The sequence below is a fragment of the Burkholderia sp. L-4 genome, assembly GCF_056856535.1.
In genome coordinates, this window is the sequence record NZ_JBXEOX010000002.1 from 1,871,891 (window position 1) to 1,896,570 (window position 24,680).

A 24,680-nucleotide genomic window follows, 5' to 3' on the forward strand; every position below is an offset into this window, starting at 1 on the left:
ATCAACAACCGCGTGTGGCTGGAATGGGACGAAGGGAAATATCCTATTTAAATAGGATAACGATGGATTCGTCTGGTTCGTTTAATGCTGAAGAAAGTCGATATTGCCGAATATGATTATTGCTGGTCGGTAGCGATGATCGAGCACGCATTGAGTCACGTCGGAGGTATCGACGTTCGTGCCGAAAAGTAACGACTGATAAAAGGAATTCTTGCGGCTGTGTTCGACGCGAAACAATGAAGGTCAGGATACAGGTCGTGCGTCGTGAAAAGAGGGTGCGACGTTTTTGTTATTTTGGGTTGTTGCAGGTAAATGGAAACTTTTATTTTGTTCTGTAACAGGGTATTTCCGTCCGTAAAATCGGTCTTAATATTCGGACGTAATGCCGTGCCAGTAAAAAATACGATATTGAATGCAAACGTTTGCGTTTCGTCTGATATCGATTGCAGATCGGGCACAGGGAGTTCACGGGCTTCGGCGGGCTTGGCGATTGCTGGCTGGAGAAAGCGCATTCGCACCGTGAACCCGCACGGCGCGAATGCAGGAATCAGCGGCTGCCGCCGGCGAGTCGCCGTGCGGTGCGCATCGTCGGCGCGGCGGCCTGTTCGGCATCGAGCGCGCCTTCGACCGCCGCGCGCGGCCGGTTCATGATGTAGGTCCACAACTGCTCGGCCGCGAGCCCGCGCTTGCGCGCCGATCGATACAGGCGGATCTCGAGTTCGGTGATCCAGTCTCCCGAGCCCGCGCATACGAGCGTGCCGTCGGCGAGCTCCTTCGCGACGCAGCTTTCCGGCAGCCAGCCGATGCCGTGCCCGGCCACGACCATGCCTTTCAACGCCTCGGACATGTGCGTCTCGAAGCATCGGTGCACCGCATACGGCTCGGTTGCGTTCAGCAGCAGCATCTCGACGATGTTGCCGAGAAACGCCCCCGACGAATACGCGAGCAGCGGGAGCGGGGCATCCGGCGTGCCGGGCAGCTGAAACACCGGCTTGCCGCGCGCGTCGGGCGTCGACACCGGCAGGATTCGTTCGATGCCGAGGCTGACGAACGGGAAGTGGTTCGGATCGAGCACGATCGGCAGCTGCGGATGGTGATAGCCGAGCAGCAGGTCGCATTCGCCTTCGACCAGCTGCTGCACGCCTTCCGGCACGTTGACCGCGTTGACGCGGGCGGTCACGTGGCCGACTTCGCCATGGAGCTGCTTGAGCCATTCGGGGAACAGCGTGAACACGAGCGTATGCGCGACGGCGAACCGCACGACCTGGTCGCTGGCCGCGAACTGGTCATAGCCGTTCACGAGATTGCGCGCCGCATACATGCTGCGCAGGATGTCCGCGGCAAGCCCGCGAAACATCTGGCCGGCCGGCGTCAACGCAACCGGATTGATGCTCCGGTCGACCAGCTTCGCGTCCATCCACGTTTCGAGGGCGGCGATTCGTCTGCTGAATGCCGATTGCGTCAGGTGCCGATGACGTGCGGCCCGGGAAAAGCTCTTGGTATCCGCCAGGCTCAGGAAATCTTCCAGCCACTTTGCTTCCATTTCGATCTTCGCTTTTTATAGTCGGGCGCCTGAAAGGCGACAGCATCGCTGCGCCGCGCCAGTTTTCTAGCGTACCGCGCCTCGCGGGGGCGGTCCGATGTTTTTTTTCGATCGGTGTCAGTCGAAATATGCATGAGCGTTGTCGGCGGGATTACGGCTACATAGCGTTGAGGTGCCGGACCCGGCTAACCGGATAGTTCACCGCGTCGAACGCCCGGCGTGCCGCAGACGGTACTTCCCCAGGGTCGGTTGCGCCGTGTGCGTGCCGGCCCGCCTCCCTTGCCGCGATCCGGTGCCCGGTCGCGCCATTTTTTTGTGCAGTGCAGATTGCACATTCGTGACACGCGGGGGAACTATGTTTGCAGGACGCGGCGCAGCATCGGCCGTGCGCGCTCGCGGCGCATGCGGGCGCCCGCCGCGCCGGGTGATGCACCGTTATGGTGCGCGATGCCGTGCGGGCGTGCCCGGCGCGGCGCAAAAACGGGGGGATATCGGGGGGTAGCGCAAGGCACGTTCCTTGCAAAGCATTCATTACGCCGGTCCGGCATGCGCAATGCCGGGGAAAACGATCGATGGAGAAAAGATCGATGAAGCCATTCGATGAAATGCTGCAATCCGGCGACATGGTAAGGGCGCCCTACGCGCGCCTGAAGCAATGGCTCGACACGCAGAATCCCGCGAGCCTCGCCCAGAAAGCCCACGACGCGGAAGGCGTGTTCCGCAAGACGGGCATCACGTTCGCCGTCTACGGCGACGCGGAGGCCGCCGAGCGGCTGATTCCGTTCGACATCGTCCCGCGCATCATCTCGGGCGCCGAATGGAGCCGCCTCTCGCTCGGCATCGAGCAGCGCGTGATGGCGCTGAACGCCTTCCTCGACGACATCTACCACCGCCAGGAAATCGTGCGCGCGGGCATCGTGCCCAAGCACCTGATCGCGCACAACGAGGCGTTCATCCCGGAGATGATCGACTTCCGGCCGCCCGGCAACGTGTACACGCACATCATCGGCGTCGACATCGTGCGCACCGCCGAGAACCAGTTCTACGTGCTGGAGGACAACGCGCGCACGCCCTCCGGCGTGTCCTACATGCTGGAAAACCGCGAAACCATGATGCAGCTCTTCCCGGAGCTGTTCCAGCAGGTGAAGGTGCGCCCGGTCGAGACCTATCCGCAGATGCTGCGCCAGTCGCTGGCCGCGGTGTGCCCGCCGGGCGGCAACGCCGACAACCCGACCGTGGCCGTGCTCACGCCCGGCATCCACAATTCCGCGTACTACGAACACTCGTTCCTCGCCGACCAGATGGGCGTGCACCTCGTCGAGGGCAGCGACCTGCAGGTGATCGACGGCCGCGTCGCGATGCGCACGACCGAAGGCTTCCAGCCGATCGACGTGCTGTACCGCCGCGTCGACGACGCCTTCCTCGATCCGCTCACGTTCCGCCCCGATTCGGTGCTCGGCGTGGCGGGGATCATGGACGTGTACCGCGCCGGCAACATCACGATCGCGAACGCGCCGGGCACCGGCATCGCCGACGACAAGGCGATCTATTCGTACATGCCGGAGATCGTCGAGTTCTACACGGGGCGCAAGGCGCTGCTGGAGAACGTGCCGACCTGGCGCTGCGGCGAGGCCGACAGCCTGAAGTACGTGCTCGAGCATCTCGACGAACTGGTCGTGAAGGAAGTGCATGGCTCGGGCGGCTACGGGATGCTGGTCGGCCCGTGCGCGTCGAAGGCCGAGCTCGAGGCGTTTTCCGCGAAGCTGCGCGCGCGTCCGGCGAACTACATCGCGCAGCCGACGCTCGCGCTGTCCACGACGCCGATCCTCACCGACGCCGGCCTCGCGCCGCGCCACGTCGACCTGCGGCCGTTCGTGCTGGTGTCGGACCGGATCCGCATCACGCCGGGCGGGCTCACGCGCGTGGCGCTGAAGGAGGGATCGCTGGTCGTCAACTCGAGCCAGGGCGGCGGCACCAAGGACACCTGGGTGCTGGCCGACTGAGCCGGATGCGACCGCGCGCGCCGCAGCCGGCGCGCGAACCGAACGAAGACGGAGTGGACACGAGATGCTTCTAGGACGTACTGCAAGCGGGCTCTACTGGATGTACCGCTATATCGAGCGCGCGGAGAACATCGCGCGCATCGTCGATGCCGGGCTGCGGATGGCGCTCACGCGCACGTCCGACGCGCCGGCCGAATGGTCGTCGGTGCTCGTCAGCTCGGGCGCGGACGACGGCTACCGGGAGAAATACGACGCGTATGCGGCCGATACGGTGACCGACTACCTGCTGCGCGACCGCGACAACCCGTCGAGCGTGCTGTCGTGCATCGAGGCCGCGCGCTCGAACGCGCGGATGGTGCGCACGGCGCTCACGCGCGAGGCGTGGGAAAGCGTGAACGGCGCGTGGCTCGCGCTGCGCCGCGCGCTGGCGCAGCCGGTGCCGGAGAGCGAGCTGCCGGCCGTGCTCGACGAAGTGAAGCGCGAAACCGCGCTGATCCTCGGCAGCTTCTACAGCACGATGCTGCGCAACGAGATCTTCGATTTCGCGCAGATCGGCGCATTCATCGAGCGCGCGGACAACACCGCGCGGATCATCGACGTGAAGTACCACCTGCTGCTGCCGTCGGTGTCGCACGTCGGCACGATCCTCGACAACTACCAGTGGGAGACGATCCTGCGCTGCGTCGCCGCGCACCGTTCGTACCGCTGGGTGTACGACGTGCAGTACAAGCCGATGAACATCGCCGACTACCTGATCCTGAACGGCCGCATGCCGCGTTCGCTGCGTTATTGCTACGGACGCGTCGTGTCGAGCCTGAACCTGCTTGCAAAGGATTACGGCGTGACACACCCGTGTCACGACACGGCCACGAAGATCCTGCAAATGCTGTCCGATACCTCGGTCGAGCGGATCTTCAAGAGCGGGCTGCACGAGTTCCTGACCGACTTCATCGGCCGCAACAACAGCCTTGGGCTCGAAATCGCCCAGGCTTACAACTTCGACTGAGACTTGCCATGCGACTCGCCATTCGACACATTTCGCGTTATCAGTTCGACGATCAAGCCACCCATGCGCTGCAACGGCTGCGGCTGCGCCCGCAGTCGGGCCCCGGGCAGACGGTGCGCGCGTGGCAGGTCACGATCGACGGCGTCGAGCCGTCGCTGTCTTACGCCGACGGGCTCGGCAACCGGATCGACCTCGTGCGTCACGACCGCGGCGCGAAGGCCGAGATCGTCGTCGTCGCGGCCGGCGTCGTCGAGACGCAGGACCGCGCGGGCATTCTCGGGAATCCGGAGGGCTATGCGCCGCCGTGGATCTTCGAGCGCGAGACCGCGCTCACGAAGGCGGGCGATACCGTGCGCGAACTCACGGAAGCGCTGCCGATCGAGCCGCACGGCCTCGACGCATTGCACTGGCTGATGACGGAAGTGCACGACCGTATCGCGTATGCGCCGAACCTGGCCGCCGACGTGCCCGTCGACGCGGAAACCGCGCTGCAAAGCGGCGAGGGCACGAGCCGCGACCATGCGCATGCGTTCATCGCGGCCGCGCGCGTGCTGAAGATTCCCGCGCGCTACATCTCGGGCTACGTGCTCGCCGACAGCGCGATGCAGCGCATCGCCGATGCGAAGCAGAACGCGGGCGACGTCGAGGAGGAGGAAGCGCTCGCGCTGCAGAGCGGCGAGGGCATGCAGCAGATGCTCGGCGCATCGCATGCCGCGCAATCGCAAGGGCTGCCGCAACCGGCGCTCGGCGCGCAGCCGCAGGCCGCCGCGCTGATGCAGCAGCCGGCCGGCCATGCATGGGCCGAGGCGTACGTGGAAGGGCTCGGCTGGGTCGGGTTCGATCCGTTCATGAACCGCTGCCCGGACGAGCGCTACGTGCGCATCGCGGTCGGCCTCGATTATCGCGACGCGCAGCCGGTGACGGGGCTCGGCGCGACGGCCGTCGGCGTCGAGATCAGCGTCGTGCAGTCGCCCGAGCTCGTCTGACCCCGCGCACGCTTTCGCCGAATCCGCCATGCCGGGCCGCCGCGTCGAGTGCGACGCGGCGCGCGCGGCCGGCCCAACCCGAACCGAGTTCCCATGTCCATCCACGTCGCGCTGCATCACACCACCCGCTATCGCTACGACCGGCTCGTCAACCTCGGCCCGCAGGTCGTGCGGCTGCGGCCCGCGCCGCATTGCCGGACGCCGATCCTTGCGTACTCGATGACGGTCGAGCCCGCGCAGCACTTCATCAACTGGCAGCAGGACCCGTTCTCGAACTATCTCGCGCGGCTCGTGTTTCCGGAGCGCACCGAGCACTTCGAGATCACGATCGATCTCGTCGCCGAGATGTCGGTGTACAACCCGTTCGACTTCTTCCTCGAAGCGAGCGCCGAGCAATACCCGTTCAGCTATGACGATGCGCTGAAGACCGAGCTCGCGCCGTATCTCGTGTGCGATCCGCAGACGAGCGCGTCGCCGTTGTTCCGCACGTATCTCGACGGCGTCGATCGTACGCCGGCCGGCACCGTGAACTTCCTCGTCGCGCTGAACCAGCAGCTTCAGCACGACATCGGCTATCTCGTGCGGATGGAGCCCGGCGTGCAGACGCCCGAGCAGACGCTCGAGCTCGCGTCCGGCTCGTGCCGCGACAGCGCGTGGCTGCTCGTGCAGCTGTGCCGTCATCTCGGCATCGCCGCGCGTTTCGTGTCGGGCTACCTGATCCAGCTCACGCCCGACGTGAAGTCGCTCGATGGCCCGAGCGGCACGTCGGTGGACTTCACCGACCTGCACGCGTGGTGTGAGGTGTACCTCCCGGGCGCCGGCTGGATCGGCTTCGACCCGACGTCGGGCCTGCTCGCGGGCGAAGGGCATATTCCGCTCGCCTGCACGCCGCAGCCGACGAGCGCCGCGCCGGTCGAAGGGCTGATCGACGAGTGCGAGGTGTCGTTCGAGCACGAGATGACCGTGACGCGCGTGTACGAATCGCCGCGCGTGACGAAACCGTATACGGAATCGCAGTGGGACGCCGTGCTGGCGCTCGGCACGCAGGTCGACGGCGCGCTGGCGGCCGGCGACGTGCGGCTCACGCAGGGCGGCGAGCCGACCTTCGTGTCGATCGACGATCGCGACGGCGCCGAGTGGAACACCGATGCGCTCGGCCCGACCAAGCGCGGCTACGCGACCGAACTCGTGCAGCGGCTGCGCGCCGAGTACGGCGACGGCGGTTTCCTGCATTTCGGGCAGGGCAAGTGGTATCCGGGCGAGCAGCTGCCGCGCTGGGCATTGTCGATCTTCTGGCGCGCGGACGGCCAGCCCGTGTGGCACGATCCGTCGCTGTTCGCCGACGAGCGCGAGCCGTCCGCGTACACGACCGACGACGCGAAGCGCTTCATCGATGCGCTCGCCGCGCGGCTGAACCTGACCGACGAATTCATCCAGCCCGGCTACGAGGATGTCTGGTACTACCTGTGGCGCGAGCGCCGGCTGCCCGTCAACGTCGATCCGTTCGACTCGCGACTCGACGACGAGCTCGAGCGCGCGCGGCTGCGCAAGGTGTTCGACCAGCAGCTCGACAGCGTGGTCGGCTACGTGCTGCCGGTCAAGCGCACGGACGATGCACCGGGTCTCGACGGGCCGCGCTGGCAGACGGGCCCGTGGTTCTTCCGCGACGAGCGGATGTATCTCGTGCCGGGCGATTCGCCGATGGGCTATCGACTGCCGCTCGATTCGCTGCCGTGGGCCTCGCGCGCCGACCATCCGTACCTGGTCGAACGCGATCCGTTCGCGCCGCGCAGCGCGCTGCCGGATGCCGCCGCGATCCGTGCGCGCTATGCGGGCCCGGCCGACGCGCCGCGCTACCTGTCCGGCGTGCATCGCGAAGCGCCTGCGCAGACGGTCATGCAGTGGCGTGACGACGGCACGGCCGCGGGCGGGCGCGCGTCAGCGCACGATCCGCAGCGCCGGCCCGAGCGCTTCGAATCGGCCGCGTGGATCACGCGCACCGCGCTGTGCGCCGAGGTGCGCAACGGCATCCTGTACCTGTTCATGCCGCCGCTCGCCGCGCTCGAGGATTATCTCGACCTGCTCGGCGCGATCGAGCTGACCGCGCACGCGCTCGGCGTGAAGCTCGTGCTCGAAGGCTATCCGCCGCCGCGCGATGCGCGGCTGAAGCTGCTGCAGGTGACGCCCGATCCCGGCGTGATCGAGGTGAACATCCATCCGGCCGCGAGCTTCGACGAACTCGTCGACCACACGGAATTCCTGTACGACGCCGCGTGGCAGTCGCGGCTGTGCAGCGAGAAATTCATGGTCGACGGCCGTCACGTCGGCACGGGCGGCGGCAACCACTTCGTGCTCGGCGGTGCGACGCCGGCCGACAGCCCGTTCCTGCGCCGCCCGGACCTGCTCGCGAGCCTGATCGCGTACTGGCACAACCATCCGTCGCTGTCGTACCTGTTCTCGGGGCTGTTCATCGGGCCGACGAGCCAGGCACCGCGCGTCGACGAGGCGCGCAACGACCAGCTGTACGAACTCGACATCGCGTTCGCCGAGATCCAGCGCAACAAGCTGCTGTTCGGGCAGGACATGCCGCCGTGGCTCGTCGACCGCGTGCTGCGCAACCTGCTGATCGACGTGACGGGCAACACGCACCGCAGCGAGTTCTGCATCGACAAGCTGTATTCGCCCGATTCGTCGACCGGCCGGCTCGGCCTGCTCGAGCTGCGCGCGTTCGAGATGCCGCCGCACGCACGGATGAGCATCGTGCAGCAACTGTTGCTGCGCGCCCTGGTCGCGCGTTTCTGGGCCGCGCCGTACACGACGCCGCTCACGCGCTGGGGCACCGCGCTGCACGACCGCTTCATGCTGCCCGAGTTTCTTCAGATGGATTTCGACGATGTGCTGGCCGAACTGCGCGAGGCCGGTTTTGCGTTCGATCCGGCGTGGTTCGCACCGCACTTCGAATTCCGCTTCCCGCTGTTCGGCCAGATCGCGGTGAACGGCATGCAGCTGTCGTTGCGCGGCGCACTGGAACCGTGGCACGTGATGGGCGAGGAGGGCGCGCCCGGCGGCACGGTCCGTTACGTCGATTCGTCGGTCGAACGGCTCGAGGTGCGCGTGACGGGGCTGAACGACAACCGGCACGTCGTGACCGTCAACGGCCGCGCGCTGCCGCTGCAGCCGACCGGCACCGTCGGCGAGTACGTCGCGGGCGTGCGCTACAAGGCGTGGTCGCCGCCGTCCGCGCTGCATCCGACCATCGGCGTGCATGCGCCGCTCACGTTCGACATCGTCGATACGTGGCTGCAGCGCTCGCTCGGCGGCTGTCGTTATCACGTCGCGCATCCGGGCGGGCGCAACTACGCGACGTTCCCGGTCAATGCATACGAAGCCGAGAGCCGCCGGCTCGCACGCTTCGTCGAGATGGGGCATACGCCGGGGCGGATGGATGTCGCGGCTGCCGCGCCGAGCCGCGAATTCCCGTTCACGCTCGACTTGCGGCGGCCGTGATCCAGTAACGACGGGGTGGACGACGATGCGCGGCTCGCGATCTCCCGGCGGCCTCGCCGGAATGCTAGGATGCGGGCAGATTGCGGCCGCGCGCCGAGGCTTGCCGCCCCGATGGCGGCGCGCGTGCGCGGCCGCACCCTGACGACGGAACGACATCGTGCCGCCCATTGATACCGACCATCTCGCCGCCCTCGACGCGATGCCCACGCTTTTCGATACCGGCGCGCAGCCGAACGCCGCCGAACTGGCCGCCGCGCTCGCGGCGCCGGCGGCCGCCGGCCGCTACGACGAACTGCGCGGCAGCGCGGCCGGCCTGATCGCGCCTGCGCTCGCGCCCGCGTGGCGCAGCTTCTTTACGTCGATCGGCAGCGACGGCGTGGCCGATCTCGATCGCCGCGCCGATGCGCTGCACCGGAGCATGCGCGAGAACGGCCTGTTCTACCAGCTGCACGAGCAGCGCGCCGGCGACGGCGCGGCCGGCCCGTGGTCGCTCGACCTGCTGCCGATGATCGTCACGCCCGACGACTGGGTCGCGATCGAGCGCGGCGTGCTGCAGCGCGTGCGGCTGCTCAACGCGACGCTGGCCGACCTGTACGGGCCGCAGACCATCCTGCAGCGCGGGCTGCTGCCGCCCGCGCTCGTCACCGGCCACCCCGGCTACCTGCGCGCGATGCGCGGCGCGCGCGTGCCGGGCGATACCTGGCTGCACGTCGTCGCGTTCGATCTCGCGCGCGGCCCGGACGGGCAGTGGCGGATCGTCGCGCAGCATACGCAGGGCGCGGCCGGGCTCGGCTACCTGCTCGAAAACCGCCTGATCGTGTCGCGGCTCTTTCCGCGCGGGTTTCGCGGGCTGCGCGTGCAGCGCCTCGCGTCCGCGTATCGCGCGCTGCTGCAGAGCATGCAGTCGCTCAGCCCGGCCCGCAAGAACTCGCGGATCGTGCTGCTGACGCCGGGGCCGCACAGCGCGACGTATTTCGAGCATGCGTATCTCGCACGCTATCTCGGCCTCACGCTCGTCGAGGGCGGCGACCTGACCGCGCGCGACAACCGCGTCTTCCTGAAGACGCTGCGCGGGCTCGAACCGGTGCACGGCATCCTGCGGCGCGTCGACGACGCGTGGCTCGATCCGCTCGAACTGCGGCCCGATTCGATGCTCGGCGTGCCGGGGCTGCTGCAGGCCGTGCGCGCGGGCAACGTGCTGCTCGCGAACGCACCGGGCTCGGGTTTCCTCGAATCGCCGGCGATGCTCGGCTTCATGCCGCGCCTCGCCGAAGCGCTGCTCGGCGAAACGTTGACGCTGCCGGCCGTGCATTCGTGGTGGTGCGGCGAGGCGGCTGCCTGCGACGATGCGCTGCCGCAGCTTGCGCGCGGCATCGTGAAGGCCTCCTATCCACCCGAGGTGCAGGCCGGCGGCGCGTTCGAGCCGGTGATCGGCGCACGGCTCACGCAGGCGCAGCTGGCCGCATGGCGCGCCCGGATCCTCGCGCGGCCCGAACACTACACGGTGCAGGCCGACCTGCCGCTGTCGCAGGCGCCGACCTGGCCGCGACCCGACACGCCCGAGGGCAACGGCAGCGCACGCATCGTGCCGAAGCCGCTGCTGCTGCGCGTGTTCGCGCTCGCCGACGGCGCGCAGCGCTGGCGGCTCCTGCCCGGCGGGCTGTCGCGGGTCGGCACGCGCGACACGCTGTTCAATGCGCCGATGCCGCACGGCGGCAGCACCGTCGATACCTGGGTGATGACCGAGGGCATCGTCGATTCGACGACGCTGCTGCAAACGCACCTCGGCCCCGACGACCTCGTCGAGCGACCGCGCGCGATCGCGAGCCGTGCGGCCGAGAACCTGTTCTGGCTCGGCCGTTACACCGAACGCGCGACCAACCTGATGCGCCTCGCGCGCGCCGCGCTCGAAAGGCTGCGCGGCGAAGACGACGTCGACAGCCCCGCGCATCTGGAACTGATCGATACGTTGTGCCGCGACACGGGCCTGATCGCGGCCGACGCGCCGAATGCCGTCGACGCGCCGCGCGCGTTCCAGCACGCGCTTGCGACGTCGCTGACGCGCGGCGCCGATCGCACGTCGGGCATCGCGTCGTGCCTGTTCGGGATGCGCGGCGCCGCCGCCGCGATCCGCGAACGGCTGTCCAGCGATCAGTGGCGGTTGATCGACGACGCGACGCAACTGTTCGCGGACAGCGCCGGGCAGCCGGAGGCCGAGGAGCAGATCGGTAACGAGGCGCTGCAGCTGCTGGAGCGCCTCGGCCTGCTGCTCGGCGCGATCACCGGTGCGCAGACCGACAACATGACGCGCGACGACGGCTGGCGCCTGCTGTCGATCGGCCGGCAGATCGACCGGCTGGACTTCCTGTGCAGCGTGCTGAAGTTCGCCTTCGAGGAGGGTGTCGTGCACCGGCAGGACGGTTTCGAACTCGTGCTGGAGCTGTTCGACAGCACGATCACGTTCCGCTCGCGTTTCCAGCGCGGCTTCGACGTCGCGCCGCTGCTGTCGCTCGTCGTGCTCGACACCGACAATCCGCGTTCGCTCGGCTGGGTCGTGCAGGCGCTGCGCGGCCGGCTGACGAAGGTCGAGCGCAGCGAAGGCTATGCGCTGTCCGAGCTGGCCGAGACGATTCCGGACGTGCCCGCGTGGTCGCTGCACGAACTGTGCGAAACCGTTGACGGCGGCCGGCACGACAAGCTGCTCGATGCGCTCGACACGACCGTGAAGGCGGTCTGGGAACTGTCGAACCGCATCGGCGAACGCTACTTCAGCCACGTGCGCGAGGCGGGCAGGACGCTATGGTGACGACGAAAGGCGCGGTGAAGGCGCCGTCCGGTGCAGGCAAGACACGACCGGCAGCCGCGCCGGGCGCCATGGCGCCCGGCCGGTTGCTGCGTGTCACGCACGACACCGAATACCGTTACGCGGCGCGCGTCGAATCCGCGCAGCACCAGGCACGCCTGCAACCGCTCGTGACGCCGCGCCAGCAGGTGCTGTCGTTCTCGCTCGACATCGAGCCCGTGCCGGAATCGGTCTGCACGGAGATCGACGCGTTCGGCAACGCGCGCGCGTCGTTCGCACTGAACCAGCCGCACGACGCGCTGCTCGTGCGCAGCCGCAGCACGGTGCGCGTGACGCCGCCCGTGTGGTCGCTTGGCGCCCGCGGCGAGCCGCCGCCCGCGATCGCGCATCCCGACGCAAGGCAGGCGACCGAATGGGAAGCCGTGCGCGACCGCTTGCGGTTTCGTGCGGGGCAGCCTTACGACGCGGCGAGCGAATTCCTGTTCGCGTCACCGCACGTCGCCTGCGATCCCGAGCTCGCCGCTTATGCGGCCGCGAGCTTCACGCCGCGACGGCCGCTCGTGCAGGCCGCCTGGGACCTGATGCGGCGCGTGCACGCCGATTTCGCCTATACACCGAACAGCACCGACATCACGACGTCGGCGCTCGATGCGCTGCGGTTGCGCAAGGGCGTCTGCCAGGATTTCGCGCACGTGATGATCGGCGCGCTGCGCTCGCTCGGGCTGGCCGCGCGTTACGTCAGCGGCTACCTGCTCACGCAGCCGCCGCCCGGGCAACCGCGGCTGATCGGTGCCGATGCGTCGCATGCGTGGGTCGAGGTGTACGACCCGGCATGGCCCGAGGACAACGGCTGGCTGCAGCTCGATCCGACCAACGACCGCGCGCCGGGCGACGACTACGTGATGCTGTCGGTCGGTCGCGACTATGCGGACGTCACGCCGCTGCGCGGCGTGATCCGCGGCGGCGGTGCGGATCAGGAGCTGAAGGTCGGCGTGACGGTCGAGCCGCTCGATGCGCCGTAACGCGGGCCTCCCGTGAGGGCGGTTTCCGGTTTAAGTCTTCGTTAATACTGCACGCCTAGCATGGTGATGCCGGTGGACGGTCCGGACTCCGGTCCGGCGCGCCGGCGGCACGCGCGGGTGCGTCGACGTCACGGCGCCGCGCCGTCGCGCGTCGCCATTTCCTTGCAACGGCGGCAGACCATGATCAAGCACTTCGACTACACGCTCGGCGGCGAGACGATCTCGCTCTGCGCGAGCTTCGGCGCGGGCCCGGCATTCCGCCGCGTGCTCGTGAGCCGCGCGGATTCGATGGAGACGCTGGTGGTGCTCGACGCGCGCGGCCTGTCGGGCCTGCTGAAGGTGGCGACCGAAGAACCGGAGGGGCTGCTCGACGACGCAATTCGCAAGGTCGGCGACGAGCAGCTTGTCGAGCGCGCGATCAGCGGCAGGACGATCGTCGAAGCCGCGCTTTGATCGCGGCGGCGCCTAGGTGTGCCGGCAGGCATCGCAGCACGCACTGCGATGCGTTGCACCCTATGGACTACGCGGCGAACCGGTCCGTCGCCGCGATCAACGCTTCGAGGATCCCCGGCTCGTTGTAGGCGTGCCCGGCGCCGGGCACGATCTCGAACGTCGCCTCCGGCCACGCCTTCGACAGTTCCCATGCGGTGCGTGCTGGCGTCGCGACGTCGTAGCGGCCCTGCACGATCACGCCCGGAATGCCGGCGAGGCGATGCGCGTCGCGCAGCAACTGACCTTCCTCGACGAAGCCCTCGTTCACGAAGTAGTGGTTTTCGATTCGCGCGAACGCGAGCGCGTAGTGGCCGTCCGCGAAGTGCGCGGCGAGCGCCGGGTCGGGCAGCAGCGTGATCGTGCGGCCTTCCCAGATGCTCCATGCGCGAGCCGCCTCGAGCTTCGCGGCTTCGTCGTCGCCGGTCAGCCGGCGATGGTAGGCGGCCATCAGGTCACCGCGCTCGGCTTCCGGAATCGGCGCAACGAAGTCCTCCCACAGATCCGGGAACAGCCACGACGCGCCTTCCTGGTAGTACCACAGCAGTTCCGCGCGCCGCATCGTGAAGATGCCGCGCACGATCAGCGCGCTCACGCGTTCGGGGTGCGTTTCCGCGTACGCGATCGCCAGCGCGCTGCCCCAGGAACCGCCGAACACGAGCCATTGCTCGGCGCCGACCATCTCGCGCAGGCGTTCGATATCGGCGACCAGATGCCACGTCGTGTTGTTCTCGAGGCTCGCGTGCGGCGTCGAGCGCCCGCAGCCGCGCTGGTCGAACAGCAGGATGTCGTAGCGCTCGGGGTCGAACAGGCGGCGATGGTCGGGGCTGCAGCCGGCGCCGGGGCCGCCGTGCAGGAACACGGCGGGCTTGCCGGCCGGGTTGCCGCAGCGCTCCCAGTAGATGCGATGGCCGTCGCCGGTGTCGAGGTGGCCGTGGGCGTAGGGTTCGATCGGTGGGTACACAGGCAGGCTCCGGATGAGGGTCGACTGGAGGCGGACGAGTGCGGGCCGGTATCCGTGCGGGGGCGGTACTTCGGATGTTGCTGCGCCGCAAAAACGTTGCGTGGGCATCGGTCCGGTCGTCGCCGGGCAAGGCTTGTCATTATGCCCATTCGCCGCGCCGGGCGCCGGCTCGTTCGGACGTGTGCGGCCGCAGCTGGCGGCGCGGCGATTTTTGAAGCAATTTCATTCCGATATTTTTCATACAAAATCCCGGCGGCATATCGGCATGCCAGTCGGCGCGCCGGTCATCTCCTGTTTCTAACCCGTGCCAACGGAAACGAGCCGATGAACCATCGCGTCACGCAGTTGACCGGGTTGCGCGCCGTCGCGGTCGCGATGGTGGTGGTCGGGCACGCCGAACATGTGCTGCCGGGCGGCTACACGGGCTGGTATGCGCCGTTGCGGCTGATTGCCGACGGCCGGCTCGGGGTCCTGATCTTCTTCGTCCTGAGCGGTTTCCTGATCACCAACGTGCTGCGCGCCGAGTTCGCGCGCACCGGCGGCATTGCGTTGACGTCGTTCTACGTGCGTCGCGCGCTGCGGATCTGGCCGGCCTGCTACGTCTATCTCGCGGCCGTTGCGGTCGTCGCGTTCGCCGGCTGGTTCGACGTCGATCGCCGGCAGTGGCTGTATGCGGCGCTGCATCTGTGGAATTACTCGGCGTGGTTCGGGCTGACCGGCGACAACGCGCTGCATCCGGACGGCGCGTGGTATCTCGGTCATTTCTGGTCGCTCGCGCTCGAAGAGCAGTTCTACTGGTTCTGGCCGCTGCTGTTCGGGTTCGGCATGCGCCGCGCCGGCACGCGCTGGCTGGCCGCGTTGATCCTGATCGTGCCGCTGGTGCGCGCCGTCACGTATTTCGTTGCACCGGCGCTGCGCGGGCAACTCGGGATGATGCTTCACACCGGCGTCGATCCGATCCTGATCGGGTGTTATGCGTCGCTCAACCGGGAACGGCTCGAAGCGTGGATCGGCGCGTGGCGAGGCGAGGCGCGCATCGTGACGGCGATCGTCATCGTCGTGCTGCTCGGCATGCCGCTCGCCGAACACCGGCTCGGCGGCTTCTGGAACGCGACTTACGGCGTGACGCTCGAAGCCGCGTTGATCGCGATCGTGATCGTCGTGCTGAATTTCCGCGGCGAGTTCTGGTGCGCGCGCTGGCTGCGCGCGCGGCCGGTCGTGTTCATCGGCACGATCTCGTTCAGTCTGTATCTGTGGCAGCAGCCGTTCGCGAATCCCGATCTGCCGGTCGCGCATGCGTTTCCGCTCGGCATCGTGTGGGCGCTGCTGGCCGCGACGGCCAGCTACTTCCTCGTCGAGAAACCGTTCCTGCGGTTGAAGGATCGCTATACGGCACGCGAGGCGCGACGTGTGCGGGACGATGCGCTGCGGATGCCCGCGTCGGGCGACGGGATCGGGCCGAAGGTGGCGGAGTAGGCGGGCGCGGGCTGACGCGCCGTTACTTGAAGCGCTGCATCGCGGCGGGCGGATACCAGAAGTTTCGGAACATGTCGATGCCGTATGACTTGCCGTCGTAGCGGACGATCGTGCGTGCGGTGCGCTTGCCCGTCTCGGCGTATTCGTTGTCCTTGCGTTGGCTCTTCGTGATGCGTGCGGTGATCGACAGGTCTGCGAAGCCGTGGCTGGCGGTCTTTTCGACGGCGATCGTCATGTGGGCATCCTCGCTGATCGCGTCACCCATGCCGGCACCGCACGCCGCACCTTCGACGCTGACCCAGCCGTAGAGATTGGTGCCGAACACCGGGCGGATGCGGTTGCCTTCGCGCACCCACAGCGTCAATTCTTCGCTGGCGTCCGCATCCGGACAGCTCGGCCCGCGCGCGCTGCTCGTGAACACGACGCCAAATGCGCGGACCTCGGGCGACAGCCGGTACGGCGCCGTATCGATGCGATAGCTGTTCTCGCCGATCTCGGTCGCCGCATCCTCCTGAACCACCGACTTGTCGGCCGCGACGACCTTGTCGCCCTCGACGAGCGCGACGACCTGCAGCTTGTCGCTTTCGTCCGGATTCTTGCTTTTGGGCAGCGAATCGAACACGACGGCCGCGATCGTCGTGCCCGGCGCGTTCGGCATGACCTTGCACGCGGACGCGACGACGAGCCGGTTCGCGTCGCGCGTCGCGATGCGTGCGCTCGCGATGCCGGCCCAACGGGCGACGGCCGTGACGGCAGCGTCGCTGCAAGGTTGGCTGTCGGCGGCGTGGGCGGTGGGTACGGCGGCGAGCGCCAGCAAGGGAACGAAGTGATGGATTCTCATGGTCTCGATGAAAAAACGGGTTCTTCCAAGCTCATTCGGGTGCGCGGGGGAGAGCGTCGATTGTCAGCCATGCTCGGCCGCCCGTCGCGGTCGGCACATCGTCATTCGCGCGTCCGTTCATGCCATTCAGCCTGTCTGGGAGACTACGTTGATGCGCGGGAACGAGCCGCGGGTTCCTGTCGCAATGCTTCGGCAATATCCGCTGCTGCTTTTTGCAGCTCGGGCACATAGCGGCGAGTGGCATCCTGGAGACTGACGGCGCGTGACAGGAAGACGACATTGAGGCTGGCGATCACGCGTTCGTCCGCGCTGATCGCGACCGCCACCGCACCGATTTTCGCCTGCGCGGTCCAGTCGCCGTGATTCGATCCGAAACCGTCCTCGCGCACCCGTCGGATCAGCTTGCGCACGAGCGTATCGTTTTTCGCGAACGCCTGTTGCTCTTCACCGCCGGCACCGGAGCGCAACAGTTCCAGAATATCCTCGCGCTCCTCGTCGGGGCACATCGCGAAGTAGGCCCGGCCAGCCGCGGTCAGCAAGATAGGCAAACGCCGCCCGACCATCGAGCGATGAAACGACAGCCGGCTGAAGCGATGTGTCGTCTCGCGGATGATCATTGCGTCGCCGTCGGGTGTGGTCAGATCGGATGGCCACGCGACGCGCTGCAGGAGCTGCCCCATGATCGGCGGCGCCACGGTGGCGATGCGCTCGGTATCGGTGAAGCCCTCGCTCAAGGAACGTACGGCGAGCGTCAGGCGGAAACTGTCGTCCGACGTGCTGCGGCGCACGAATCCTTCGTCCATCAAGGTTTCGAGCAGGCGGCGCACCGTGGTGCGATGCAGGCCGGTCAGATCGGCGATCTGCTGGCTCGTTGCACGCCCGTCTTCCATCGCATTCAGCGTCCGCAGCACCTGGAGGCCGCGCGCCAGTCCGCGCACGTTCGTGTAGGTTGTCACGTAAAAATCCCATTGAAATCAATCATGTGCATTCTATGCACATTCCGGAGATTTTGTTGAGGGTGTTTTCCGCCCTCCATAAACTGCGTGCATAAGTTGAACGATCGAGCGCCAGGCGCTTCGTCGGTTCAGCACATCGGACAAGCCCAGTCAGGAGACAAGCATGCGCCCCGCCTTTGAACCGGCGGCCGGCAACGGCCGCGCTCATCCTCACGAAACGACACATCGTTCGATCGACGCCGATGTCGCCATCATCGGCGCGGGCCCGGTCGGCCTGATGATCGCGAACCTGCTCGGCCTGCAGGGCGTGCGCGTCGTCCTCATCGAGAAGCTCGCGCAGATCATCGACTATCCGCGGGCGATCGGCCTCGACGACGAAGCGCTGCGCGTATTCCAGTCGGTCGGCCTGGTCGACGAACTGCTTCCGCACACCACGCCGAATCACTGGATGCGCTTCACGCTGAAAGGGAAGTGCTTCGCGTCGATCGAGCCGCGCACCGACGAGTTCGGCTGGCCGCGCCGCAATGCGTTCATCCAGCCGCTCGCCGATCGGATTCTGTACGGCGGTCTCGAGCGTTTCGAGAATGTGTCGACGCTGCTTGGCCACGGCGTCGACAGCTTCGCGCAGGACGAGTGCGGTGTGACCATAGAGGCGACAGACGCGCACGGTGCAAAGACGACGATCCGCGCCGCATACATGGTCGGTGCGGACGGCGGCAACAGTTTCGTGCGTCGCACGCTCGACGTGCCGTTCGAAGGCCGCACGAAGCCGAATCAATGGATCGTGATCGACGTGCGCAACGACCCGATCGGCTCTCCGCATGTCTATCTGCATTGCGACGCGCGGCGTCCGTACGTGTCGGCGGCGCTGCCGCACGGGATCCGGCGCTTCGAATTCATGGTGATGCCGGGCGAGACGGAGGAGGAACTGTCGAAGCCGGAGAACATGGCGGCGTTGGTGCGCGGGGTGGTCGACGACCCCGACAAGGTCGACTACATTCGTCAGCGGGTCTATACGCACAACGCGCGGCTCGCGAGCACGTTCCGCGTCAAGCGCATCCTGCTCGCGGGGGACGCCGCGCACATCATGCCGGTGTGGCAGGGGCAGGGCTACAACAGCGGCATTCGCGACGCGAGCAATCTCGGCTGGAAGCTGGCGATGGTCGTGAAAGGCACCGCGCGCGACACGCTGCTCGATACCTACACGATGGAGCGGCGCGCCCATGCACGCTCGATGATCCACCTCTCGGAAGTCGCGGGCGATATCTTCGCGCCGACGAGCTTCGTCGGATCGAAAGTGCGTGACGCGTTCGTGCGCTGCTTCGATGTGCTGCCCGCCATGCAGCGCTATTTCGTCGAGATGCGCTTCAAGCCGATGCCGCGCTATGAAGAAGGTGTCGTGCTGCTGGCGCGCCGCGCGCGGTCCGAAGGGCTGCTCGCGCGCATGATCGCGAAGCGCGGACACGGCGCGTTCGGGCGGCTGGTCGGTCTGATGAGCGAGAAACGTGAATCGCTGATCGGGCGGATGGTGCATGGCCGCGATGCGCAGGCTGGCACCCCCGTGGGCCGCATGTTCATCCAGCCGCGCGTGCGTCGCGTGGATGGCAGCATCGTCCGGCTCGACGATGCGATCGGCAACCGCTTCGCGATCGTGGGATGGGGCTCGGACCCGACGTTCGGCCTGACGCCCGAGGCGCGCCGCATCTGGACCGCGCTCGGGGGGTGTTTCGTGATCGCCAAGCCCGACCCGCAGCTCGCGTTCCACGATGACGTGCCCGAAGACGTGATCGCCATTGGCGATGTCGATTCGCGCCTGCGCGACTGGTTCGCGCGCGTGCCGGAATCGGTCGTGCTGTTGCGGCCCGACCGCTTCGTGGCCGGCATGTGCTCGCCGCAAAGCGTATCGGGTTGCGTGTCGCAGCTTGCGCAAAGGCTGTCGCTTGCCGTGACGACGGGCGCGACGATCAACGACGCGACGTTCCCGCATGCCGCCGACCTGGTAGGGGCCTGAAATGCCGATTCATCTCGAATGCATGTCGCACACGCCGCTGCACGGCTACTTCGATCCGGCGCCGGCGGTCGTCGCGGAAGTCGAGCAGGTGCAGCGCGCGGCGCGCGAGCGGGTCGACGCGTTCGATCCGGAGTTGGTGATCGTGTTCGCGCCTGACCACTACAACGGATTTTTCTACGACGTGATGCCGCAGTTCTGCATCGGCGTGAGCGCGACGGCCATCGGCGATTTCGGCAGCGCGGCCGGCCCGTTGCCCGTCGACCGCGATGTGGCGCTCGCGCTTGCCGATGCGACGCTCGCGAGCGATATCGACGTAGCCGTGTCGTATCGCATGCAGGTCGATCACGGCTGCGCGCAGGCACTCGAGGTACTCACGGGCGGCATCGACCGCCATCCCGTGGTGCCCGTTTTCATCAACTCGGTCGCGCCGCCGATGGCGTCGTGCCGCCGCGCGCGACTGCTCGGCGATGCGATCGGCCGTACCGTCGCGCGCATGAACCGGCGCGTGTTGCTGATCGGCTCGGGCGGCATTTCGCATGAGCCGCCGGTGCCGGAAATCGCGGGCGCGGACGATATCGTCGCGGAACGGCTGATCGCTGGGCGCAACCCGTCACCGGCGTCGCGCGATGCGCGGCAATCCCGCACCGTCGCGGCGGCCAAGGCATTCGCAGCGGGCGACAGCCGCCTGCATCCGCTCAATCCCGCATGGGACCACATGTTTCTCGAATGGCTCGAACGCGGTGAACTCACCGCAGCCGATGGCCTCACGAACGAAGCGATCACGCGCGATGCAGGCAAGTCCGCGCACGAGATTCGCACGTGGGTCGCCGCATTCGGTGCACTTGCGGCGAGCGGTCCTTACGCGGCTTCGATCGATTACTACCGCGCGATTCCGGAATGGATCGCCGGCTTCGGCGCGATGCACGCGCGAGAACAGGCCCTTTCCAGGAGATAGAACCATGTCGGATGACAACAGCATGCTTTCGATGGCCGCGCGCCTGCGTGAAGCGCAGGCCTCGCGCCGGACGATCGCGCCGCTGCGCGAGACGTGTCCCGAAGGCGACGCGACACTCGCCTACGCGATCCAGCAGATCAACAACGACTTGCGCGCGGCGAACGGCGAGCGCGTCGTCGGCAGGAAGATCGGCCTGACTTCGCCCGCGGTGCAGAAGCAGCTTGGCGTCGATCAGCCCGACTTCGGCGCGTTGTTCGCGTCGATGGCGTACGGCGACAGCCAGCCGATGCCGCTCGCCTCGTTGATTCAGCCGAAGGTCGAAGCGGAGATCGCGCTCGTGCTCGAACGCGACCTGACCGCCGAAAAACACACCTACGCGGATCTGATTTCAGCGACCGCGTATGCGGTGGCCGCGATCGAGGTGGTCGACAGTCGCATCCGCGACTGGGACATCCGGTTTTTCGACACCGTCGCGGACAACGCGTCGAGCGCGCTGTTCGTGCTCGGCAGCCGCCCGGTCCTGCTGCGCGATATCGAGCTGACCGCTTGTGCAATGACGCTCACGCAGGACGGCGAAGTCCTGTCACGCGGCAATGGCGGCGCGTGCCTCGGCAATCCGCTGAATGCGGCGGCGTGGCTCGCGGACCGGATGGTTCGACTCGGCACGCCGCTGCGCGCGGGCGACATCGTGCTGACGGGCGCGCTTGGCCCGATGGTCGCGGTGAAGGCGGCCGGCACTTATACGGCGCATATCGAAGGGCTCGGCAGTGTGCGCGCCAGTTTCAGCGAATGACGGACGGAGACATTCCCATGGCAACAGAGAACACCAGGTGCAAAGCCGCGATCATCGGATCCGGCAACATCGGCACCGACCTGATGATCAAGATCATGCGCCGCAGCAGGCATCTCGAAGTCGCGGCGATGGTCGGCATCGATCCTGCCTCGGACGGCCTCGCGCGCGCCGCAAGGCTCGGGGTGGCGACGACGCATGACGGCGTGGAAGGGCTGGCGCGCCTGCCCGTGTTCGACGAGATCGACTTCGTGTTCGATGCGACGTCGGCCGGCGCGCATGTGAAGAACGACGCGTTCCTGCGCGCGCTCAAGCCCGGCATTCGCGTGATCGACCTGACGCCCGCCGCCATCGGCCCGTACTGCGTACCGGTGGTGAACCTCGACGCGCATCTCGATGCGCCGAACGTGAACATGGTCACGTGCGGCGGACAGGCGACGATTCCAATGGTCGCCGCCGTGTCGCGGGTCGCAAGGGTGCATTACGCGGAGATCGTCGCATCGATCAGCAGCAAGTCGGCAGGACCCGGCACACGCGCCAACATCGACGAGTTCACGGAGACGACGTCGAAGGCGATCGAAGCGGTCGGCCGCGCCGGCAAGGGCAAGGCGATCATCGTGCTCAACCCGGCCGAGCCTCCGCTGATGATGCGCGACACGGTCTATGTGCTGTCCGAGGCGGCAGACCGGGCGCTGATCGAAACGTCGGTTGGCGAGATGGCCGCTGCCATCCAGTCCTATGTGCCCGGCTATCGCCTGAAGCAGTCCGTGCAGTTCGACGACATCCCCTCCGACGCGCCGTTGCATATTCCCGGACTCGGCCATTTCAGCGGACTGAAGACCTCGATCTTCGTCGAAGTGGAAGGCGCGGCCCATTATCTGCCGGCCTATGCGGGCAATCTCGACATCATGACTTCCGCCGCGCTGGCAACGGCCGAACGCATGGCCGCGTCGGTTGTGAACGCCTGAAGCAGGGAGCACCCGATCATGGACAAGAAACTCTATATCTCCGACGTGACGCTGCGCGACGGCATGCACGCGATCCGTCATCAGTATTCGATTCGGAACGTGCAGGACATTGCCCGCGCGCTGGACGAGGCGAAGGTCGACAGCATCGAGGTCGCACACGGTGACGGCCTGCAGGGTTCGAGCTTCAACTACGGCTTCGGCGCGCACAGTGATCTGGAATGGATCGAGGCGGTGGCCGATGTGGTCAAGCACGCGAAAATCGCGACACTGCTGCTGCCTGGCATCGGCACGATTCACGACCTGAAGGCCGCGTACGACGCGGGCGCGCGTGTCGTCCGTGTCGCGACCCATTGCACGGAAGCGGACATTTCGAAGCAGCACATCGAGTATGCGCGCAGCCTCGGCATGGACACCGTCGGCTTTCTGATGATGAGCCACATGACCACGCCTGACCACCTCGCGATCGAGGCGAGGAAGATGGAAAGCTATGGCGCGACCTGCGTGTACGTGGTCGATTCGGGCGGCGCGATGAACATGCACGACATTCGTGCGCGCTTCAAGGCGCTCAAGGCCGTGCTTCGACCCGAGACCCACACGGGCATGCATGCCCATCACAACCTGAGCCTCGGCGTGGCCAACTCGATCGTTGCGGTCGAGGAGGGCTGCGACCGCATCGATGCGAGTCTGGCGGGCATGGGGGCGGGCGCGGGCAATGCCCCGCTCGAAGTGTTCGTCGCGGCGGCCGAGCGCCTTGGCTGGCATCACGGCACCGATCTATATCGCCTGCTCGACGCGGCCGACGATCTCGTGCGCCCGTTGCAGGACCGGCCGGTGCGCGTGGACCGCGAAACGCTCGCGCTCGGCTATGCGGGCGTGTATTCGAGCTTCCTGCGGCATGCCGAAATCGCGGCGAAGAAGTACGGCCTGAAAGCGGTCGACATTCTCGTCGAACTGGGCAAACGACGCATGGTGGGCGGTCAGGAAGACATGATCGTCGACGTTGCGCTCGATCTGAAGAAGCGCGAAGCCAGCGCCTGAACCACACACGTATGCCAGGCGCCGTGAAGAGCGCCGCATCGTTCAACCTGGAGACATCAATGAAAACGTCAACGGCTTCTCCCCCGCGCGCCGGCGGCGCCATCACCATCGGGCTGTGCCTCGCGGTTGCCCTCCTCGAGGGTCTCGACCTGCAATCCACCGGCGTCGCCGCGCCGCGCATGGCACACGAGTTCCATCTCGCCGTCGCGCAGCTCGGCTGGGCATTCGGCATCGGCGCGCTCGGCCTGTTGCCGGGTGCGGCGATTGGCGGCAGGCTCGCGGATCGCATTGGCCGCAAGCGCGTGCTGATGATGTCGGTCGCGCTGTTCGGGATATTTTCGATTGCAACGACTCAGGTGTGGGATCTGCAGAGCCTGCTCATCGCGCGTTTTCTCACGGGCCTCGGCCTGGGCGCCGCGATGCCGAACCTGATCGCGCTGTGCGCGGAAGCGGCGGCGCCCGGGCGACGCAGCACGGCGGTCGGTGCGATGTACTGCGGCATGCCGTTCGGTGCGGCGCTCGCGGCAGTGATCGGTATTGTCAGCCCGGGCGCCGAGGGCTGGCGGCACATCTTCTATGTCGGCGGGATCGGGCCGCTGCTGACCTTGCCGCTGCTGGCGATTTTCCTGAAGGAGTCGACGTACTTCGTCGCGGCAAGCCGGGGCGCGACCCGCGAGTCGAAGGACGGCATCGTGCGCGCGCTCTTCAGTGACGGGCGCGCGGCGACCACCCTCTCGCTGTGGATCAGCTATCTGGGGACGCTGATCGTGCTGTACTTCCTGATGAACTGGCTGCCATCGATGGTGCTCTCGCGCGGCCTCACGCCGGTACAGGCGAGCATCGTGCAGATGATGTTCAACATCGGCGGTGGTGTCGGCGCAATCGTGATCGCGGGGTTGATGGATCGCATTGGCAAGCGGCCGGTCGTGGTCGGCATGTACACGGGCATCGCGACTGCGTTACTGGCGCTCGCCAGCGCGACGGGCAGCGTGTCGATGGCATGGGGCGGCCTGCTGGCGGGGCTGTTTCTCGTCGGCACGCAGTCGGTGCTGTATGCGCTCGCCGGTGCAACGTATCCGACGCGCGTGCGCGGCACGGGTGTCGGCGCGGCGGTGGCCGTTGGCCGGGTGGGATCGATGGTCGGCCCGCTGATCGCCGGGCAACTGCTGGCGTTAGGCCAGAGCGCGTCGATGCTCGTGATCTCGAGCATTCCGCTCATCGTGATCGCGGCGCTCGGTGCGCTCACCGTGGTCGCGAAATCTCCGCGCGAGTCGACCAACGGCTCGCACACCCTTGGAACCGAATCGATCTGACGAAGGACA

Annotated in this window: 18 protein-coding genes; 14 read left to right on the top strand and 4 right to left on the bottom strand. The window is 67.1% G+C overall.

What is annotated here, in order from left to right; all coding sequences use genetic code 11:
* Window positions 1–547 precede the first annotated feature (547 nt).
* Window positions 548–1,543 (bottom strand): LysR substrate-binding domain-containing protein, encoded by a 996-nt coding sequence (locus tag AC1VVG_RS25275; RefSeq protein WP_124668990.1) that lies wholly within the window; start codon window positions 1,541–1,543, stop codon window positions 548–550.
* Between the two features lie 587 nt (window positions 1,544–2,130).
* On the opposite strand from AC1VVG_RS25275, the gene AC1VVG_RS25280 reads away from it, so the two are divergent.
* The 7 genes from AC1VVG_RS25280 to AC1VVG_RS25310 all read left to right on the top strand — a co-directional run bounded on the left by AC1VVG_RS25280 (window position 2,131) and on the right by AC1VVG_RS25310 (window position 13,323).
* Window positions 2,131–3,546, top strand: coding sequence for a circularly permuted type 2 ATP-grasp protein (locus AC1VVG_RS25280; RefSeq protein ID WP_069245928.1), 1,416 nt, complete (start codon window positions 2,131–2,133; stop codon window positions 3,544–3,546).
* 64 nt (window positions 3,547–3,610) lie between these two features.
* Window positions 3,611–4,552: an alpha-E domain-containing protein gene (locus tag AC1VVG_RS25285; protein ID WP_069245929.1), complete on the top strand. Its 942-nt coding sequence runs from the start codon at window positions 3,611–3,613 to the stop codon at window positions 4,550–4,552.
* Window positions 4,553–4,560: 8 nt separating this feature from the next.
* Window positions 4,561–5,538 carry a transglutaminase family protein gene (locus tag AC1VVG_RS25290; RefSeq protein WP_034191645.1) on the top strand — a complete coding sequence of 326 codons (978 nt, stop codon included), beginning with the start codon at window positions 4,561–4,563 and terminating at the stop codon, window positions 5,536–5,538.
* Between the two features lie 93 nt (window positions 5,539–5,631).
* Window positions 5,632–9,045: a transglutaminase family protein gene (locus AC1VVG_RS25295; RefSeq protein WP_034191644.1), complete on the top strand. Its 3,414-nt coding sequence runs from the start codon at window positions 5,632–5,634 to the stop codon at window positions 9,043–9,045.
* Between the two features lie 199 nt (window positions 9,046–9,244).
* Window positions 9,245–11,851: a circularly permuted type 2 ATP-grasp protein gene (locus tag AC1VVG_RS25300; protein ID WP_482837214.1), complete on the top strand. Its 2,607-nt coding sequence runs from the start codon at window positions 9,245–9,247 to the stop codon at window positions 11,849–11,851.
* Window positions 11,845–12,870: a transglutaminase family protein gene (locus AC1VVG_RS25305; RefSeq protein WP_482836586.1), complete on the top strand. Its 1,026-nt coding sequence runs from the start codon at window positions 11,845–11,847 to the stop codon at window positions 12,868–12,870. Before AC1VVG_RS25300 ends, AC1VVG_RS25305 begins: the two co-directional genes overlap by 7 nt.
* 180 nt (window positions 12,871–13,050) lie before the next feature.
* The gene (locus AC1VVG_RS25310) at window positions 13,051–13,323 is read left to right on the top strand and encodes a hypothetical protein (protein ID WP_059556695.1); all 273 of its coding nucleotides are present in this window, start codon (window positions 13,051–13,053) and stop codon (window positions 13,321–13,323) included.
* Window positions 13,324–13,390: 67 nt separating this feature from the next.
* Here AC1VVG_RS25310 and pip read toward each other — a convergent pair whose 3' ends face one another.
* The gene (gene pip, locus AC1VVG_RS25315; protein WP_124669410.1) at window positions 13,391–14,323 is read right to left on the bottom strand and encodes a prolyl aminopeptidase; all 933 of its coding nucleotides are present in this window, start codon (window positions 14,321–14,323) and stop codon (window positions 13,391–13,393) included.
* Between the two features lie 324 nt (window positions 14,324–14,647).
* Here pip and AC1VVG_RS25320 point away from each other — a divergent pair, with 324 nt between their 5' ends.
* On the top strand, window positions 14,648–15,799 hold the full coding sequence (locus AC1VVG_RS25320; RefSeq protein WP_200087515.1) for an acyltransferase family protein: 1,152 nt from the start codon (window positions 14,648–14,650) through the stop codon (window positions 15,797–15,799).
* A 22-nt stretch (window positions 15,800–15,821) separates the two neighbouring features.
* On the opposite strand, the gene AC1VVG_RS25325 is transcribed toward AC1VVG_RS25320, so the two are convergent.
* Window positions 15,822–16,640, bottom strand: a complete 819-nt coding sequence (locus AC1VVG_RS25325; protein WP_482836587.1) for a PA3715 family protein — start codon at window positions 16,638–16,640, stop codon at window positions 15,822–15,824.
* Window positions 16,641–16,783: 143 nt separating this feature from the next.
* Complete coding sequence (locus tag AC1VVG_RS25330) at window positions 16,784–17,596, bottom strand: DNA-binding transcriptional regulator (RefSeq protein WP_482836588.1); 813 nt, start codon at window positions 17,594–17,596, stop codon at window positions 16,784–16,786.
* A 163-nt stretch (window positions 17,597–17,759) separates the two neighbouring features.
* Between AC1VVG_RS25330 and AC1VVG_RS25335 the strand changes: the two genes are divergently transcribed.
* The 6 genes from AC1VVG_RS25335 to mhpT are packed head-to-tail and all read left to right on the top strand — an operon-like array spanning window position 17,760 to window position 24,671.
* Window positions 17,760–19,607: a bifunctional 3-(3-hydroxy-phenyl)propionate/3-hydroxycinnamic acid hydroxylase gene (locus AC1VVG_RS25335; protein WP_482836589.1), complete on the top strand. Its 1,848-nt coding sequence runs from the start codon at window positions 17,760–17,762 to the stop codon at window positions 19,605–19,607.
* A 1-nt stretch (window position 19,608) separates the two neighbouring features.
* Window positions 19,609–20,562: a 3-carboxyethylcatechol 2,3-dioxygenase gene (locus tag AC1VVG_RS25340; protein ID WP_473375178.1), complete on the top strand. Its 954-nt coding sequence runs from the start codon at window positions 19,609–19,611 to the stop codon at window positions 20,560–20,562.
* A gap of 4 nt (window positions 20,563–20,566) precedes the next feature.
* A complete protein-coding gene (gene mhpD / locus AC1VVG_RS25345; protein ID WP_034191635.1) occupies window positions 20,567–21,355 on the top strand; it encodes a 2-keto-4-pentenoate hydratase in 789 nt (262 codons plus the stop codon).
* Between the two features lie 17 nt (window positions 21,356–21,372).
* Window positions 21,373–22,320, top strand: a complete 948-nt coding sequence (locus AC1VVG_RS25350) for an acetaldehyde dehydrogenase (acetylating) (protein ID WP_124669407.1) — start codon at window positions 21,373–21,375, stop codon at window positions 22,318–22,320.
* Between the two features lie 15 nt (window positions 22,321–22,335).
* Window positions 22,336–23,358, top strand: a complete 1,023-nt coding sequence (dmpG, locus tag AC1VVG_RS25355) for a 4-hydroxy-2-oxovalerate aldolase (RefSeq protein ID WP_311767572.1) — start codon at window positions 22,336–22,338, stop codon at window positions 23,356–23,358.
* Window positions 23,359–23,417: 59 nt separating this feature from the next.
* Complete coding sequence (gene mhpT / locus AC1VVG_RS25360; protein ID WP_034191632.1) at window positions 23,418–24,671, top strand: 3-(3-hydroxy-phenyl)propionate transporter MhpT; 1,254 nt, start codon at window positions 23,418–23,420, stop codon at window positions 24,669–24,671.
* Window positions 24,672–24,680: the final 9 nt, after the last annotated feature.

Bases quoted from the DNA above. Each gene is read 5' to 3' on its own strand.
- AC1VVG_RS25335 (WP_482836589.1), top strand. From the start codon at position 17,760: ATGCGCCCCGCCTTTGAACCGGCGGCCGGCAACGGCCGCGCTCATCCT.
- AC1VVG_RS25350 (WP_124669407.1), top strand. From the start codon at position 21,373: ATGGCAACAGAGAACACCAGGTGCAAAGCCGCGATCATCGGATCCGGC.
- mhpT (WP_034191632.1), top strand. From the start codon at position 23,418: ATGAAAACGTCAACGGCTTCTCCCCCGCGCGCCGGCGGCGCCATCACC.
- AC1VVG_RS25290 (WP_034191645.1), top strand. From the start codon at position 4,561: ATGCGACTCGCCATTCGACACATTTCGCGTTATCAGTTCGACGATCAA.
- AC1VVG_RS25285 (WP_069245929.1), top strand. From the start codon at position 3,611: ATGCTTCTAGGACGTACTGCAAGCGGGCTCTACTGGATGTACCGCTAT.
- AC1VVG_RS25300 (WP_482837214.1), top strand. From the start codon at position 9,245: ATGCCCACGCTTTTCGATACCGGCGCGCAGCCGAACGCCGCCGAACTG.
- AC1VVG_RS25280 (WP_069245928.1), top strand. From the start codon at position 2,131: ATGAAGCCATTCGATGAAATGCTGCAATCCGGCGACATGGTAAGGGCG.
- AC1VVG_RS25340 (WP_473375178.1), top strand. From the start codon at position 19,609: ATGCCGATTCATCTCGAATGCATGTCGCACACGCCGCTGCACGGCTAC.
- AC1VVG_RS25275 (WP_124668990.1), bottom strand. From the start codon at position 1,543: ATGGAAGCAAAGTGGCTGGAAGATTTCCTGAGCCTGGCGGATACCAAG.
- AC1VVG_RS25310 (WP_059556695.1), top strand. From the start codon at position 13,051: ATGATCAAGCACTTCGACTACACGCTCGGCGGCGAGACGATCTCGCTC.
- AC1VVG_RS25295 (WP_034191644.1), top strand. From the start codon at position 5,632: ATGTCCATCCACGTCGCGCTGCATCACACCACCCGCTATCGCTACGAC.
- mhpD (WP_034191635.1), top strand. From the start codon at position 20,567: ATGTCGGATGACAACAGCATGCTTTCGATGGCCGCGCGCCTGCGTGAA.
- AC1VVG_RS25325 (WP_482836587.1), bottom strand. From the start codon at position 16,640: ATGAGAATCCATCACTTCGTTCCCTTGCTGGCGCTCGCCGCCGTACCC.
- AC1VVG_RS25320 (WP_200087515.1), top strand. From the start codon at position 14,648: ATGAACCATCGCGTCACGCAGTTGACCGGGTTGCGCGCCGTCGCGGTC.
- AC1VVG_RS25305 (WP_482836586.1), top strand. From the start codon at position 11,845: ATGGTGACGACGAAAGGCGCGGTGAAGGCGCCGTCCGGTGCAGGCAAG.